The sequence below is a fragment of the Vibrio sp. D54 genome (assembly GCF_021728075.1).
GTDB lineage: Bacteria > Pseudomonadota > Gammaproteobacteria > Enterobacterales > Vibrionaceae > Vibrio > Vibrio alginolyticus.
In genome coordinates this window covers 37,761-52,635 of sequence record NZ_JAKKCS010000010.1, presented here as the reverse complement: position 1 = coordinate 52,635, position 14,875 = coordinate 37,761, and the positions used below count along the sequence as shown (strand labels likewise).

At 43.7% G+C, this 14,875-nt stretch carries 13 protein-coding genes; 9 read left to right on the top strand and 4 right to left on the bottom strand.

The genetic code is table 11. From position 1 onward, the window contains the following. Positions 1–27 precede the first annotated feature (27 nt). From lysS to L3V37_RS14370, 3 genes are all read left to right on the top strand, one after another. Entirely contained in the window at positions 28–1,545 is a 1,518-nt protein-coding gene (gene lysS, locus L3V37_RS14380; protein ID WP_005382861.1) for a lysine--tRNA ligase, read from the top strand. A 242-nt stretch (positions 1,546–1,787) separates the two neighbouring features. Then, positions 1,788–3,122 carry a cyclic-di-GMP-binding transcriptional regulator VpsR gene (gene vpsR, locus L3V37_RS14375; RefSeq protein WP_017635067.1) on the top strand — a complete coding sequence of 445 codons (1,335 nt, stop codon included), beginning with the start codon at positions 1,788–1,790 and terminating at the stop codon, positions 3,120–3,122. A gap of 529 nt (positions 3,123–3,651) precedes the next feature. Continuing rightward, positions 3,652–3,903 (top strand): DUF1127 domain-containing protein, encoded by a 252-nt coding sequence (locus L3V37_RS14370; protein WP_130544985.1) that lies wholly within the window; start codon positions 3,652–3,654, stop codon positions 3,901–3,903. 134 nt (positions 3,904–4,037) lie between these two features. On the opposite strand, the gene L3V37_RS14365 is transcribed toward L3V37_RS14370, so the two are convergent. Next, positions 4,038–5,072 (bottom strand): NADP(H)-dependent aldo-keto reductase, encoded by a 1,035-nt coding sequence (locus L3V37_RS14365; protein ID WP_130544984.1) that lies wholly within the window; start codon positions 5,070–5,072, stop codon positions 4,038–4,040. A gap of 154 nt (positions 5,073–5,226) precedes the next feature. Here L3V37_RS14365 and L3V37_RS14360 point away from each other — a divergent pair, with 154 nt between their 5' ends. Then, positions 5,227–5,538 carry a DUF6482 family protein gene (locus L3V37_RS14360; protein WP_005381772.1) on the top strand — a complete coding sequence of 104 codons (312 nt, stop codon included), beginning with the start codon at positions 5,227–5,229 and terminating at the stop codon, positions 5,536–5,538. Between the two features lie 15 nt (positions 5,539–5,553). On the opposite strand, the gene mutH is transcribed toward L3V37_RS14360, so the two are convergent. Further along, complete coding sequence (gene mutH / locus L3V37_RS14355; protein WP_017821501.1) at positions 5,554–6,234, bottom strand: DNA mismatch repair endonuclease MutH; 681 nt, start codon at positions 6,232–6,234, stop codon at positions 5,554–5,556. 619 nt (positions 6,235–6,853) lie between these two features. On the opposite strand from mutH, the gene rppH reads away from it, so the two are divergent. The 5 genes from rppH to L3V37_RS14330 all read left to right on the top strand — a co-directional run bounded on the left by rppH (position 6,854) and on the right by L3V37_RS14330 (position 12,192). Further along, a complete protein-coding gene (rppH, locus tag L3V37_RS14350; RefSeq protein ID WP_005381953.1) occupies positions 6,854–7,375 on the top strand; it encodes an RNA pyrophosphohydrolase in 522 nt (173 codons plus the stop codon). Positions 7,376–7,377: 2 nt separating this feature from the next. Next, positions 7,378–9,624, top strand: a complete 2,247-nt coding sequence (gene ptsP, locus L3V37_RS14345; protein WP_005385966.1) for a phosphoenolpyruvate--protein phosphotransferase — start codon at positions 7,378–7,380, stop codon at positions 9,622–9,624. 6 nt (positions 9,625–9,630) lie between these two features. After that, positions 9,631–10,422, top strand: a complete 792-nt coding sequence (locus tag L3V37_RS14340) for a sulfite exporter TauE/SafE family protein (RefSeq protein WP_005385965.1) — start codon at positions 9,631–9,633, stop codon at positions 10,420–10,422. An 87-nt stretch (positions 10,423–10,509) separates the two neighbouring features. Beyond that, positions 10,510–11,331: a prolipoprotein diacylglyceryl transferase gene (gene lgt / locus L3V37_RS14335; RefSeq protein WP_005381948.1), complete on the top strand. Its 822-nt coding sequence runs from the start codon at positions 10,510–10,512 to the stop codon at positions 11,329–11,331. 9 nt (positions 11,332–11,340) lie between these two features. Continuing rightward, complete coding sequence (locus tag L3V37_RS14330; protein WP_130544983.1) at positions 11,341–12,192, top strand: thymidylate synthase; 852 nt, start codon at positions 11,341–11,343, stop codon at positions 12,190–12,192. A gap of 70 nt (positions 12,193–12,262) precedes the next feature. On the opposite strand, the gene L3V37_RS14325 is transcribed toward L3V37_RS14330, so the two are convergent. Together L3V37_RS14325 and L3V37_RS14320 are read right to left on the bottom strand one after the other, a co-directional pair. Continuing rightward, on the bottom strand, positions 12,263–13,405 hold the full coding sequence (locus L3V37_RS14325; protein WP_062730733.1) for a flavohemoglobin expression-modulating QEGLA motif protein: 1,143 nt from the start codon (positions 13,403–13,405) through the stop codon (positions 12,263–12,265). A 147-nt stretch (positions 13,406–13,552) separates the two neighbouring features. After that, entirely contained in the window at positions 13,553–14,698 is a 1,146-nt protein-coding gene (locus L3V37_RS14320; protein WP_025768431.1) for a Na/Pi symporter, read from the bottom strand. Between the last annotated feature and the right edge of the window lie 177 nt (positions 14,699–14,875).

Here is a 14,875-nt window from a genome sequence, read left to right as displayed (position 1 = left end):
CACCGACAAAAACAGGATACATCGAAAATGACTGATGCTGTTCAAAACGAAACTGTACTAGAAGAAAATAAGCTGATTGCTGAACGCCGCGCTAAACTGGATGCAATCCGAAAGAGCTGCAAAGCGAACGGCCATCCAAACGACTTCCGTCGTGACGCACTAGCGGGCGACCTTCAGAAAGAGTTCGGTGAAAAGACGAAGGAAGAGCTAGAAGAGCTTAACCACGTAGTAGCAATCGCTGGCCGTATCATGGCTAAACGTGGTCCATTCTTGGTAATTCAAGAAACTTCTGGCCGTATCCAAGCTTACGCTGACAAAGCGGTTCAAAAAGTACTTAAAGAAAAATACCAAGGTCTAGATATCGGTGACATCATCGGTGTTAAAGGTGCACTTCATAAGTCTGGTAAGGGTGACCTATACGTGAACATGGAAGAGTACGAGTTGCTAACCAAAGCACTACGTCCACTTCCAGAAAAGTTCCACGGTCTAACTGACCAAGAGATGCGTTACCGCCAACGTTACGTTGACCTGATCGTTAACGAAGACTCTCGTCAAGCGTTCGTAGTACGTTCTAAAGTAATGTCTGCAATCCGTAACTTCATGATCTCTAAGCAGTTCATGGAAGTTGAAACGCCAATGATGCACGTTATCCCTGGCGGTGCGAGTGCGCGTCCATTCATCACGCACCACAACGCACTAGACATGCCAATGTACCTACGTATCGCGCCAGAGCTATACCTGAAGCGTCTAGTTGTTGGTGGTTTTGATCGCGTATTCGAAATCAACCGTAACTTCCGTAACGAAGGCCTTTCTCCACGCCACAACCCAGAATTCACAATGATGGAATTCTACATGGCGTACGCAGACTACAAAGATCTGATGGACCTAACTGAAGAACTACTAAGCTCAGTGGCGCAAGAAGTTCTAGGTTCAACGTCAATGCCTTACGGTGATGAAACGGTTGAGTTTGGTGGTACTTACACTCGTATGAGCATGTTCGAAGCAATCAAGCACTACAACCCAGACCACGCGCAAATCCAAGCACTAACAGAAGAAGACCTACAAAACCGTGATCTAATGGTTTCTATCGCGAAATCTGTTCACGTTGAAGTAGAACCTTTCTGGACATGTGGTCAGCTTCTTGAAGAGATCTTTGGTGAAACAGCAGAACCTAAGCTAATGCAGCCTACGTTCATCACTGGCTACCCAGCAGATATCTCTCCACTAGCTCGTCGTAGCGATGACAACCCGTTCTTTACAGACCGCTTTGAATTCTTTATCGGTGGCCGTGAAGTAGCGAACGGTTTCTCAGAGCTTAACGATGCGGAAGACCAAGATGCACGCTTTAAAGCTCAGGTTGAAGCGAAAGAGTCTGGTGACGACGAAGCAATGTTCTACGATGCAGACTACATCACTGCTCTAGAGCACGGCCTACCGCCAACAGCAGGCCAAGGTATCGGTATCGACCGTTTGGTTATGCTACTGACTAACACGCACACTATCCGTGACGTGATCCTATTCCCTGCAATGCGCCCGCAAGCGTAATTCGATAGGATGAGTAAAAAACCACCTTCGGGTGGTTTTTTTTGCCTTTTAGTTAAGTTAATTCAAGTTGTTGCATTTGCTTTTTAATGGGATATGCAAATAAACATTCGCCAAATCTCAATCTATTGCATAGTCTTAATACTGAGACAGACGTGAGGGGGCGGAGTCTCGATAATGTTACCCGCTCGCAAAGATAAGTTTGTGGCACAAAATTTCTATTAACAATGAAAAAGGGTTAGAGAATGGCTGGGCAGTTTAAGATGGATTCCATCCCGGGATCGCTTGTGGTAGTTGGCGGTACTTATGAGCCTTGGTTATCGGTACTGGAGCAAGTGGGCTGGAAGTGTCACCAAGTAGGTGACTTACGCAAAGCTAATACGCTGTTAGAAGATATTGGTCCATGTATCGGTATTGTTGATCTCAGCCATGACGAGTTCAGCTTGAATGGTTTGGCGAACTTAGTCAGCTCTCACAAACACGTACGTTGGTTAGCGTTTATTCGTGAATCTCAGCTTGGCACTGACACCATATGCCAGTTCATTGTTAACTTTTGTATCGATTTTTTCACAGCGCCGATCCCAGATGCACAGTTATTAAGCACAATAGGTCACCAGCTTGGCATGCTTAAGTTGGAGAAAAAAGTTTGGCCTAGTTTTGGTAGCAGTTTAGATATGGGTTTGATCGGTGAATCTATCCCGATGAAACGTTTACGCGATCAAGTGAAGCGCATTGGTCCAACGGACGTCAGTATTCTGATTTCTGGGGAAAGTGGGACTGGTAAAGAGGCGGTTGCTAGGGCCATCCATAAAGTCTCTTCACGCTCTCATAAACCGTTTATGGCAATTAACTGTCGCGCACTCAATGAACAACGTTTCCAAGCTGAAGTATTTGGTATTAACGCCGATGAAGATATGGAAGCATGCCTGCTTGAACAAGCAGATGGCGGCACCGTGTTGTTTAACGACATTCTTACCATTTCAAAAGAGCAGCAAATGAATCTGCTGAGATTCTTGCAAGAAGGCACCATTGATACCAAAGATGGCGTAAAAGCGGTTAACGTGCGTATTCTTGCTGCTAACTCGTCAGATGTTGAAAAAGCTTTGATTGACGGTGACTTCAATGAAGAACTTTACCATTACATCAACGTTCTTCGCATCAATGTCCCTAGCTTGAAAGAACGTGCGAGTGACATCGCATTGCTGGCTCGTTTCTACTTACAAGAGTTCTCAAAAGAGTACAACTCGCAAGCAAAAAGCTTTTCTGAGGATGCATTCAAGGCACTGACACGTTATTTCTGGCCTGGAAATGTGCGTGAGCTGATGAACCAAGTGAAGCGAGCGGTATTAATGTCCGACAGCGTAATGATTGAAGAGCATCACTTAGATTTACCTCAACGTAATGACTCAAAGCGCAGCTTGAAATCAATCCGTGAGAAGAGTGAACGTGATGCGTTGCTGGTTGTTTTGGAATCTCATTCTGGTCAAGTTTCAAATGCGGCGAAAGAGCTCGGAGTTTCGCGTGCAACCATGTATCGACTACTTAATAAACATAACTTGATTTCCGAACAAGCCATGTAGTTGGCCTTTCCCTGTGTTAAATAGGCGAATAAATACAATAAAAGAGAGTGGCCACAGAGCCGCTCTTTTTATTTTTTGTTTGGTTTGATTTATAAAATCCGCAAATTTATATATTCCTCAGGTGAATATGTTATACATAAAAGTATATGAAACTAAATTGCGGTGTATTGATTTGTTTTTAATCAAAAAGGCAAAAAATGTTTGATATATATTCATCAAAGCTTACAATTTAACCGTAACTCAATGAGTTATACCTTTCATAAACGGATTAATTTTTAGCTAGGAGGCGCAAGATGAAACATTACGTTGTTAACACCACTGCTTGCGCTGATCGTATGCCTATCGCTCCGATAACCCTTAAATCGGATGATACCAATACCACTGGCTCACAAGATAAAAATTAATCCGTAACCTATCATATTTATTACTAGGCTGCGGAAAAGTAGCGGCTTAGTGTCAACAGAATATTTCTGTTCATTTTACGCACTATTTTTCCCAGTCGAATACATCGATAATCGGAGAAAATATTATGCGTCACTCTATTTACCTACAATTGGCCACTTTGCTATTGAAAGCAGACCTTAAACGCGAAGAAAAGCAATGGCAGCGAACCATACGCCGAACTGCTCATGATATTCCATGGACGAATGTCCATCTATTGAGGGATATTGGTTTAGATAGCGATGGTCGTTCTACACGTGCCAATGTTCCGGATGCAGTTAAAGTTGAACGTCGAGTTCGTCACCTTCGTCGAGTTTTAACGTCGCGAATAATGACGTAATCGTTAGCGTGTTGGACTGACTGAGTTGCTAACGAGTCATTCAACACGCTTAACTTTTTATATGAAGTATGACTTCATTGGATAAACAGCTGATCTTGAAGATCAGCTGTTTTCGTTTGAAGGGAGCTTTACTGTTAAGGGCAAGGATTCGAGTAAGTTGTACCTATTGCTTGAATTTCAGTAAGTAGTTCGTCGCTAAGTTGCAAATCAATACTGTCGATATTGGCTTTTAATTGGTCTAGGTTTGTTGCTCCGATAATGTTAGAAGCAACAAATGGACGCTGATTGACAAACGCGAGCGCCATTTGTGCAGGGTTTAGACCATGCTCTTGAGCTAAATTGACGTAAGCTTCGGTCGCTTTAACACCTTGCGTAGTGAAGTAGCGCGCAAAACGCTCCCACTTAGTGCATCGAGCACCTTCAGGTTTTGCCCCGTTTAGGTATTTACCACTCAGGCAGCCAAATGCCAAAGGAGAGTAGGCAAGTAACTGAACGCCTTCGTAATGGCTGATTTCAGACAAGCCAACTTCGAAGCTGCGGTTCAATAAGTTATATGGGTTTTGAATGGAGACAATTCTTGGCAAATCGTGTTTTTCTGCCAAACGCAGTAGCGACATCACACCCCACGGCGTCTCGTTGGATACGCCGATATAGCGCACTTTACCTGCATTCACTAATTCAGTAAGCGCTTCCAACGTTTCAATTAACGTGACTTCTTCTTGTTTGTCAGGGTATGGGTAGTTGAGTTGACCAAAGCAGTTGGTTTGACGCTGCGGCCAATGTAGTTGGTACAAATCGACATAATCGGTTTGTAGACGATTAAGGCTGTCATCAATCGCTGTATGGATGTGGCGACGATTAAGGCTCATGTTGTCTCTAATGTGAGGAACATTGCGAGGGCCTGCCACTTTTGTTGCCAGTACTACTTTTTCTCTTTTGCCGCTTTTTGCTAACCAATTACCGATGTATTGCTCGGTAAGCCCTTGTGTTTCCGGTCTTGGCGGTACAGGGTACATCTCTGCGGTATCGATGAAGTTCACCCCATGATCTAGGGCAAAGTCGAGCTGTTCAAAGGCGTCCTTTTCTGTGTTTTGCTCGCCAAACGTCATAGTGCCGAGGCAGATTTTACTGATCTCAAGTGATGAGTGCGGTAGTTTTGTGTATTGCATATCACGTCCTTGAAGAGTTACCGACTAAATAAGTGATTCCAATATAGGGGATTTTTAGCCGCAATCGCAAATGATTTACGTATAAAGGGAGAGCAAACTCGAAAGCTACAGTTAGCCTAACTACACTTAAATAATCGTGTGAAGGAGGTATGTTATGCAGAAGCATCAATTGGACATGTGGCTACATGGTCCACATAAAGATACTTATAAAACTCCCAAAGTATTTGTGATTGGGTGTTCTGATGTCTCTGACTATCTTTTAGCTGTGGAGTACAAGCATCAACTTGAGCCGATTAAAGACGGTGAAGACCCGATACATTTTGGCTCTCTAGACTTAGTAAAAGAAGAACTATTGAGGCTAGGGGTCGATAAAGCGTATTTAAGGCTGCGCAATGCGTATGACGAATGTGGCACTGAAGAGGCAGCCTCGTACTGCGATATTGAGTTATCGCTCGTGACGCACTAAATAGCTGATATGGTTTTATTCTGGTTGAGTGTTAATGTAGTGCTTGAGTAAGATCTGTTCAGTAAACTGTGTTCTAAGGTAAAAGCCTCGGGGCAGAGTTTTCATCGGCTTACCATTTGAGTTGTATGCTTCGGTGAGCGCTTTTGCATTTGCGGCTTTAGGGCGAAGATGCAGCGCTTCCCCGTGTCTGGCGGAAATTTGATCAAATCTTCCCAAGACGATCATCTCCATTAACTCTTCCCAGTCATTTCGCAAAATCCGCTCTTCTTCTTCATCTGGTGACCAAATGAGTGGACTGCCCACACGTCTTTCAGCGAGTGGGATTTCTCGTTCTCCTTCTACGGGTACCCAAAGCACACGAGATAGCTTGTTTCGAACATGACTTGTTTCCCATGTAAGACCATGAACACCAGTGAGGGGAGCCACAGAAACAAAGGTTGTTTCTAAAGGTTTGCCAGAATAACTGATCGGAATACTCTTCAACTCGATCCCTAGTTTTGCGAAATCTTGTTGAGGTTTACTGCCAGCTGGAGCGCCCAAGTGCCATTCGAGTAATTGACCCACCCAACCTTTATCACGTTTTAAGTTTTCAGGAACAATCATATTCGCCTCGGCGGCCAACTCAGCAAAACTGAGTCCTGCCATATCATGCGCTCGTTCCAATAGCTCTGCTTCTGTTTGTGGTTCTGGTTTCATAGTTACAAGGTGGTATTACAAAAAATATAGTTTATCAAACTCCGACCAAATCTACTGTTTAAGATTTCACCGAGGCGGTGTAAGAACGATCAATTCATAACTTATCCACAGGTGGAGGAGGTATTGATAAGATCCTGACGGGGTCTGTATGAATAAACAGGGGTTAAAATGCATTTTTGGGGTTGATTTTGTTGTAATCATCTAAACGAATAGCAGGTAAGTGTGGATAAATAGCCTGTTGGTGGATCTTTGACCGATCTGAGTTTGGTGAAAAGATCATCAAGAAATTGAAGATCGAATTATCGTTATTTTTAAAAATAAATACTTTTTTATCAATGTTTTATGTTTGTTTTTTTGTTTATTCATTTGTTTTTCATTTGATGGGATTGAACTGAATTACTCATTTGAATTGAATTCTTCACAAAGTTATTCACAGAAAAGGTGAATAAATGTGGGCAATGTCTCACTCTTGTGTTGATAAGGTATGGTTTGATTAAAAGATATCCAAAAATGCTGAAAAGGTAATAAATCTTGCTCATATCACATCAGTAAGTTTGCTAGTAATGGGGATATGTGGAAAAATCACGGTAATAAAAAATTTATTCATAGAGGTTAGCCAGTGATAGATGGCGATGGTTACCGACTTAATGTTGGTATTGTGATATGTAATAACCATGGTCAGGTCTTCTGGGCTAAACGATACGGGCAACACTCATGGCAATTTCCACAAGGTGGGATTGACGAAGGTGAAACCCCTGAACAAGCCATGTTCAGGGAGTTATACGAAGAAGTCGGTTTAACGAAAAAAGACGTTAAGATCATTGCAACAAGTCGTCATTGGTTAAGATATAAGCTACCAAAGCGATTGGTGCGTTGGGACTCCAAGCCTGTTTGTATCGGCCAAAAACAGAAATGGTTTCTGCTGAGATTAGAATGCGATGAGTCTCGCATTAATATGCAACGCGGAAAATCCCCTGAATTTGATGGTTGGCGCTGGGTAAGTTACTGGTATCCAGTTAGGCAAGTTGTTTCTTTCAAGCGAGATGTTTATCGACGAGCGATGAAAGAATTTGCATCCTTAGCCATGCCTTTTCGAGAGAGAAAAGCGAAAGGGAAAAGAAAAAAGCAACGTAGAGGATAATCATGCTCAGTCAGCTAAGGGAAATAGTTGAGAAAGTCTCCAGGGTCGATGATGTGCATCTGGCACTCGATATATTGGTGAAAGAGACTTGTGCTGCCCTTAGTACTGAGTGCTGTACTATCTATCTTGCTAATGAAGAAATGCAGCGCCTTGAGTTAATGGCAACTCAAGGCCTTATTTTTGAAGGTGATAGTATTCATATCAACTTCAATGAAGGCTTGGTTGGGTTGGTAAAACGAAGCGCTGAACCCCTTAACCTTGCCGAAGCCTCAAAACACCCCGAGTTCAAATTCTTTCCTCAACTCGGCGAACAGATTTACCACTCTTTTTTAGCTACTCCAATCATTCATCGTAAACAAGTTTTAGGTGTGTTGGTGATCCAACAAAAAACGCCGCGCTTGTTTAGTGAAATGGAAGAATCGTTTCTTGTTACTTTATCCGCTCAGTTAGCGGTGCTCATTGCACATGCGCAGAATCTTGGGCATTGGCAGTTAGCATCTAAACCCACGGTATTAAAAGGTTTGCCTGCGTCTACTGGTGTCGCGATTGGAGAGTTTTGGTTCGACAATACCCAGCCGAGTTTATCGGATGTTTTCCCTTCGTCCACGTTAGATAAGGAACGCGAGCACGAGACACTACTGGTGGCCATAGAGCGAGCGTTAAATGACTTTCGCCGTATGCGGAAAAAGCTGGACAGTGAAATCAACAAAGATGCGCTGGCGATCTTCGATCTGTTTACTCACTTACTGAATGATCCGATGCTTCGCGGTGATTTGAAGAAGCAGATTGAAAAAGGAGATAGGGCAGACTGGGCGTTACGCCAAGTTGTAGAGTCATACTCGAATCGATTTGCCAGAATGTCGGATGTATACATGCGTGAAAGAGCGCAAGATATCCGAGAGTTAGGGCAAAGGCTGCTCTATTTTCTGCACAACAGCGAGCAAGAAAATTCTGCAATTGATCGTCCCATTATTTTGGTGGCGAATGAACTCACTGCCACCTTGCTCGCTTCTGTACCTAAAGAGTTTTTGTTAGCTGTCGTATCATTAGAGGGAGGCGCAAACTCTCACGCTGCCATTTTATCTCGAGCTCTTGGGGTCCCTGCAGTCATGGGCGCCAACATTAATCCGGATGTGGTGAATGGCAAACTCGGGATAGTCGACGGCTATACGGGTGAGATCTTCTTAGAGCCAAACCGCCAGTTGTTGCGAGAGTATCGCAGCTTAGTAAGCGAAGAGTCTGAACTGTTTGCCATGGTAAACAAGGACCTCGCACTCCCTGCGGTTACGCAAGATAATCACCATATCGAAATTATGCTGAATGCGGGACTCAGTGCAGACAGTAATATTGCCATCAACACAGGTGTTGATGGTGTTGGGTTGTACCGAACTGAGATTGCATTTTTACTTCAGCATCACTTTCCTTCGGAAGATGAGCAGTATCATCAATACCAAGCAATACTTAACAGCTATCCGAATCAACGAGTAGTGATGCGTACTTTGGATATTGGTGGTGACAAACCTTTGCCGTATTTGCCCATTGAAGAAGATAATCCGTTTCTAGGCTGGCGTGGCATTCGTTTTACATTGGATCATCCAGACATTTTCTTGATCCAGCTGCGTGCAATGTTAAGAGCGAGTGCAGAAAGCGGAAACTTAAGTATCTTATTGCCAATGGTGTCAGGGGTAAAAGAGCTAGACGATGCCATTAGCTTGATTAATCAAGCTCACAGCGAAGCCGTTTTGCTTGATGATAGAATTCAATTCCCACAAATTGGGGTCATGATTGAAGTACCATCGATGGTGTATCTGTTGCCAACGATTGCTCACCGTGTTGATTTTGTTTCTGTCGGGACCAACGATTTAACTCAGTATTTATTAGCGGTAGATAGGAACAATTCGCGCGTAGCGGATGTCTATGAATCTATGCATCCTGCGGTACTGTTAGCGCTTAAGCAAATCCATGAGGTGTGTGATAAATATCAGGTGCCCGTGTGTATTTGTGGTGAGCTAGCGGGTGATCCATTTGGCGCTCTTCTCTTACTTGGGTTAGGGTATACCAGTTTGAGTATGAACACCTCCAACGTGGCTAAGGTGAAATATTTGATTCGTCATAGTCAACAAGAAGAATTAGAAAAATTAGCGGAGCAAGCAATGACAAAGTCCTATGGGGAGGACATTCATCAAATGATGCATGACTTCTTCATTCAACAGGGCTTTGCGGGCTTTATCCGTGCAGGTAAAAAGTAGGAAATCGTGACCGTCTCTTTATTTTTGTTATTGTTGGCGCTAGGCGCTTTTGTGGGTGTGATGGCGGGGTTACTCGGTATCGGTGGTGGTTTGATTGTTGTTCCTGCCTTGTTGTATTTGCTTCCTCTTGCTGGGATCTCTCCAGAAATGAGTATGCACATGGCCTTAGCCACTTCGTTAGCGAGTATTATTGTCACGTCTGGCTCATCGGCGATGAATCACCTTAAGCTCGGCAATGTCGATATGTTTGTCGTAAAATGGTTGATGCCTGGTGTGGTCATTGGTGGCTTTGTTGGTGCCAATATTGCTGAGTGGATCCCTACACACTATTTGCCGAAAGTGTTTGGTGTCATTGTTCTTTGCCTGTCAGTACAAATGTTTCGTTCCATTAAAGTTACGAGCAGTAAACCTATGCCGAGCAGCCCTGTGACTGTAGTTTACGGCACGGGAATTGGTGTCGTATCAAGCCTTGCTGGTATTGGTGGTGGCTCACTGTCGGTACCATTTCTAAATAAACACGGGATAGAGATGCGTAAAGCGGTGGGTTCATCCTCCGTTTGTGGTTGCGTGATTGCTATTTCTGGTATGATCGGCTTCATCTTACATGGCTATAAAGTCGAAGGCTTACCTTCATACAGTATTGGTTATGTTTATCTTCCCGCTTTATTAGCGATTGCTATGGCCTCGATGCTCACAACAAAAGTGGGTGCGAAGCTGGCAACTAACCTTCCAACTGCGGTATTAAAAAAGATATTCGCGGTGTTCTTAATGTTTGTTGCAGCGACCATGCTGCTCTAAGTTTGTACCCAAGTCATTCTCGCTGAACCAAGCATCTAGAGGTTACTTGGGTATATTTATTTTGTTGTGATAAGAAGAGAATGATTTATGTCTCAGGGATATATTGAATTTCCCAATATTGATCCGGTTTTAATCTCTATTGGTCCTGTTTCGGTTCGTTGGTACGGTTTGATGTACCTTGTGGGCTTTATGTTTGCTCTATGGTTAGCGAACCGACGTGCAGATAAGCCTGGAAGTGGTTGGACACGAGAGCAGGTTTCTGATTTGTTGTTCGCAGGCTTCCTTGGCGTGGTGATTGGTGGCCGTGTAGGCTACGTGCTTTTCTACAATTTTGAGCTCTTCCTGGCTGACCCTTTGTATCTATTTAAAGTGTGGACCGGTGGTATGTCTTTCCACGGGGGCTTACTGGGTGTGATTACTGCGATGTTCTGGTATGCACACAAAAACGGGCGAACTTTCTTCGGTGTTGCTGACTTTATCGCGCCGCTTGTGCCATTTGGTTTGGGTATGGGGCGTTTAGGTAACTTCATGAACAGCGAGTTGTGGGGCCGAGTAACGGATGTGCCTTGGGCGATCGTTTTCCCAAATGGCGGTCCACTGCCACGTCATCCATCGCAGCTTTATGAAATGGCGCTTGAAGGTATCGTCCTTTTCTTCATTTTGAATTGGTTCATCAAGAAACCTCGTCCTCTAGGTTCTGTTTCAGGACTCTTTCTTGCGGGTTACGGAACCTTCCGTTTCCTAGTAGAATACGTGCGCGAACCAGACGCTCATTTGGGTTTATTCGGTGGCTTTATTTCCATGGGACAGATTTTATCCCTGCCAATGGTGGTTATCGGTGTCCTCATGATGGTTTGGGCATACAAACGTGGTCATTACAAAGACGAATTACCACAAAAGACGAAGTAAGGTATTGGTGTGAAACAGTATTTAGATTTGTGTCAACGCATCGTTGACCAAGGTGTTTGGGTTGAAAATGAGCGTACAGGCAAGCGCTGCCTGACCGTAATCAACGCGGATTTAACCTACGATGTTGCGAACAATCAATTTCCGTTGGTCACCACACGTAAAAGTTTTTGGAAAGCAGCCGTTGCAGAGCTACTAGGGTACATTCGTGGTTACGATAATGCGGAAGATTTTCGTAAGCTGGGCACGAAAACCTGGGATGCCAATGCCAACCTAAATGATGCCTGGTTGAATAACCCATACCGTAAAGGCGAAGACGACATGGGCCGTGTCTATGGAGTTCAAGGGCGCGCCTGGGCGAAACCTGATGGTGGTCATGTTGACCAGCTACGTAAGATAGTGGATGACTTAACGCGTGGTGTTGATGATCGCGGTGAAATCTTGAACTTCTACAACCCGGGTGAGTTCCACATGGGGTGCTTGCGTCCTTGTATGTACAGTCACCATTTTTCATTGCTGGATGATACGCTTTACCTGAATAGTACTCAGCGTTCGTGTGATGTACCGCTTGGCTTAAACTTCAATATGGTTCAAGTTTACGTATTCTTGGCGATTATGGCGCAAATTACGGGCAAGAAACCTGGTCAGGCATTTCATAAGATTGTGAATGCTCACATTTATGAAGACCAGCTTGAACTGATGCGCGATGTTCAGTTGAAGCGTGAGCCATTAAAAGCGCCGACGTTCCATATCAACCCAGAGGTTAAATCTCTAGAAGATTTGGAAACATGGGTCACACTGGATGACTTTTGGGTTGAAGGGTACGAGCATCACGATCCTATTCGTTACCCATTCTCAGTGTAACGAGTATCGTTCTTCAAGATATAGAAAAAGCTCCGAATGGAGCTTTTTTCTTTTTTGTACTTAGAAGGTATTATTTTAGTGCACTGACAATATAACGGTGAATTGGGCTGGTCTGCATCGGTGTGGATAGTGCCGGGCTAATAAACTTAGGTTGAGTGAATATTTCTTTACTCACTAATGAACGGATAAGCTCAAAGTACTTCAGCTCAGTTTTCCCGCACAACAATAGTGAAAAGTCATCGCCCAATTTATCATAGGCATTGAGCACCTCTCGGAATCCTCTAAGATACAAGTAATCCTTCGTTAAACCTCCACCTCGATAGACTCGGGCAGTCGTTGTAAATGCTTGAAGATCAGAAGCTTTATACTGTTCTTTTAATAGCATGAACGTATGGCGGAAATCGCGATCCTTGATCATCGACTCTACTGCCAGAACTCGTAAGGCTAAGGTTCTTAGGCGTTTGATACTGAAATGTCCTGACAGATACTCACATAATATAGCCAGCCCTTCTTGAGTGTTGGTATTGGCAGGACAACCTAAGCTCAGGACTTTTAGCGGTTGTTGACGACCGTTAAGCGTAGTCAGGAGATGTACTCCCATTTCATGATGTGCAAGAGCCTCCAGCTCATCAGTGGTGATGTACGCCGCGTGGTTAATTTTGACTCGAGACCCTGAAACTAGTGCGTTTGCTAACATCCCGTCCAACACCTGTATTTCACATTCATACCCATTGCGTTGAGCAAAATTTTGCATGAAACGTGCTATTGCACGGCTATCGTGCTGAGGTTCTTTTTCTTCTTCTGTAGGAAGGTGCAATATGAAATGGGCGTTGGCAATATCTTTGGCGCTCGGTTCCCCATAATAGCGTAAGGAGTTATAAAGAAACTCTTGCGTACCTATGGTATTCACTTGATCCAGTTTATCTGCATAAGACTGAATTACATCCGCGTACAGCCTCTGCAGTTGGGTGTCTTGAATGTTTTCTAGAGGTAGCTCATATAGACGTCGCTTTGCGCTGTGGGTATCTACGTTAGTAATTGAATATTGAAAATTAGGCTCTTGAGAATATTTGTTTTTAATGAAACGTTCTCTTTCTTGAGCATAATTAAGAGGATTCACGCTACTGAGGATATCAATATCAGCAACCAGTTGGGTTAGGTTTTCGTCTATTGCGAGTAGCTGATCAGAAATAGCGTCATTAAGCTGCGTCATGTTGTCGACTCCAAATGAGATAGCTCAGCATAAGCATGCTGATGTGGCTCAAATTATCACCGGACAATCGATTTGAACAGTTTAATTATCATAAAAAAGGCTCCACGATGTGGAGCCTAAACAATAAGCGATGGTATGTCGTTGTTGTTACGTTGTTAGGGCTAGAATTGCACCTGGTAGAATAACGAATACTGACATTAGGTAACCACCAACAACTGCTTTATTCTTAATAGCCATTTCAGAAATCATCTCAGCGCCTTTAACCGGAATCTCACGTAGGAATGGAATTCCAAAGATAAACAGCGTCGCCATGATGTTAAATACTAAGTGGACTAGAGCGATTTGTAGTGCGAATACTGCGAACTCTCCAGATACCGCTGTCGCTGCTAGTAGTGCCGTAATACAAGTACCAATGTTAGCACCCAGAGTGAAAGGGTAGATATCTCGTACTTTCAACACGCCAGTACCAACCAACGGAACCATTAAACTTGTCGTGGTTGAGGAAGATTGTACTAGAACGGTCACGATTGAGCCTGATACGATGCCGTGAATAGGACCACGACCGATGGCGTTTTTCAAAATTTCACGTGCACGACCAACCATTAGGCTCTTCATTAATTTACCCATCACTGTGATTGCAACGAAGATAGTCGCAATACCCAAAGCAATAAGCATGACGCCGCCAACAGTATCACCGAAGGTAGAAAGTGGCTCTTTAATTGCGCCTACGACTGGCTTTGTAATTGGTTTAATAAAGTTGAAGCCTTTAATGCTCATATCACCAGTAGCAAGCAGTGGAGAAACAAGCCAGTGAGAAACTTTCTCTAAAATGCCGAACATCATTTCCAACGGAAGGAAAATAGCGACAGCAAGCAAGTTGAAGAAGTCGTGAATGGTTGCACTTGCAAATGCACGTTTGAACTCTTCTTTACAGCGCACGTGGCCAAGAGACACAAGCGTATTGGTCACTGTGGTACCAATGTTAGCACCCATCACCATAGGGATAGCGGTTTCTACAGGTAAGCCACCTGCAACCAAGCCTACAATAATAGACGTTACAGTACTTGAAGACTGAATTAAGGCTGTTGCCACCAAGCCGATCATTAGACCTGCAACTGGGTGTGCGGCAAATTCAAATAGCACCTTAGCTTGATCGCCAGTTGCCCATTTAAAGCCACTACCAACCATAGATACTGCTAGAAGAAGCAGATATAACATGAATGCCAAGTTAGCCCAGCGTAACCAACGAGCTGTGCTCGAAATTGGTGCCACTGTTGAAGTAGCTTGGTTCATCATAATTTTCTCCGTTGACCTTTCAGTTCATTTTTCGGTCTGTAGTTGAATCTGCGGGCGATGTTAGAGAATAAATATTTCAGTAATATTACAGATTTCTTGCTGTGAGAGATTTTTATTGTTCTTTTTGATAATGGCGTAAAAGAGGAAGAAAATTAAATTTTAACTTGTTGATTT

Excerpts from the sequence above, each read along its gene's own strand:
- lysS (WP_005382861.1), top strand. The coding sequence starts at position 28 with ATGACTGATGCTGTTCAAAACGAAACTGTACTAGAAGAAAATAAGCTG.
- L3V37_RS14365 (WP_130544984.1), bottom strand. The coding sequence starts at position 5,072 with ATGCAATACACAAAACTACCGCACTCATCACTTGAGATCAGTAAAATC.
- lgt (WP_005381948.1), top strand. The coding sequence starts at position 10,510 with ATGTCTCAGGGATATATTGAATTTCCCAATATTGATCCGGTTTTAATC.
- mutH (WP_017821501.1), bottom strand. The coding sequence starts at position 6,234 with ATGAAACCAGAACCACAAACAGAAGCAGAGCTATTGGAACGAGCGCAT.
- ptsP (WP_005385966.1), top strand. The coding sequence starts at position 7,378 with ATGCTCAGTCAGCTAAGGGAAATAGTTGAGAAAGTCTCCAGGGTCGAT.
- vpsR (WP_017635067.1), top strand. The coding sequence starts at position 1,788 with ATGGCTGGGCAGTTTAAGATGGATTCCATCCCGGGATCGCTTGTGGTA.
- L3V37_RS14325 (WP_062730733.1), bottom strand. The coding sequence starts at position 13,405 with ATGACGCAGCTTAATGACGCTATTTCTGATCAGCTACTCGCAATAGAC.
- L3V37_RS14370 (WP_130544985.1), top strand. The coding sequence starts at position 3,652 with ATGCGTCACTCTATTTACCTACAATTGGCCACTTTGCTATTGAAAGCA.
- L3V37_RS14320 (WP_025768431.1), bottom strand. The coding sequence starts at position 14,698 with ATGAACCAAGCTACTTCAACAGTGGCACCAATTTCGAGCACAGCTCGT.
- L3V37_RS14360 (WP_005381772.1), top strand. The coding sequence starts at position 5,227 with ATGCAGAAGCATCAATTGGACATGTGGCTACATGGTCCACATAAAGAT.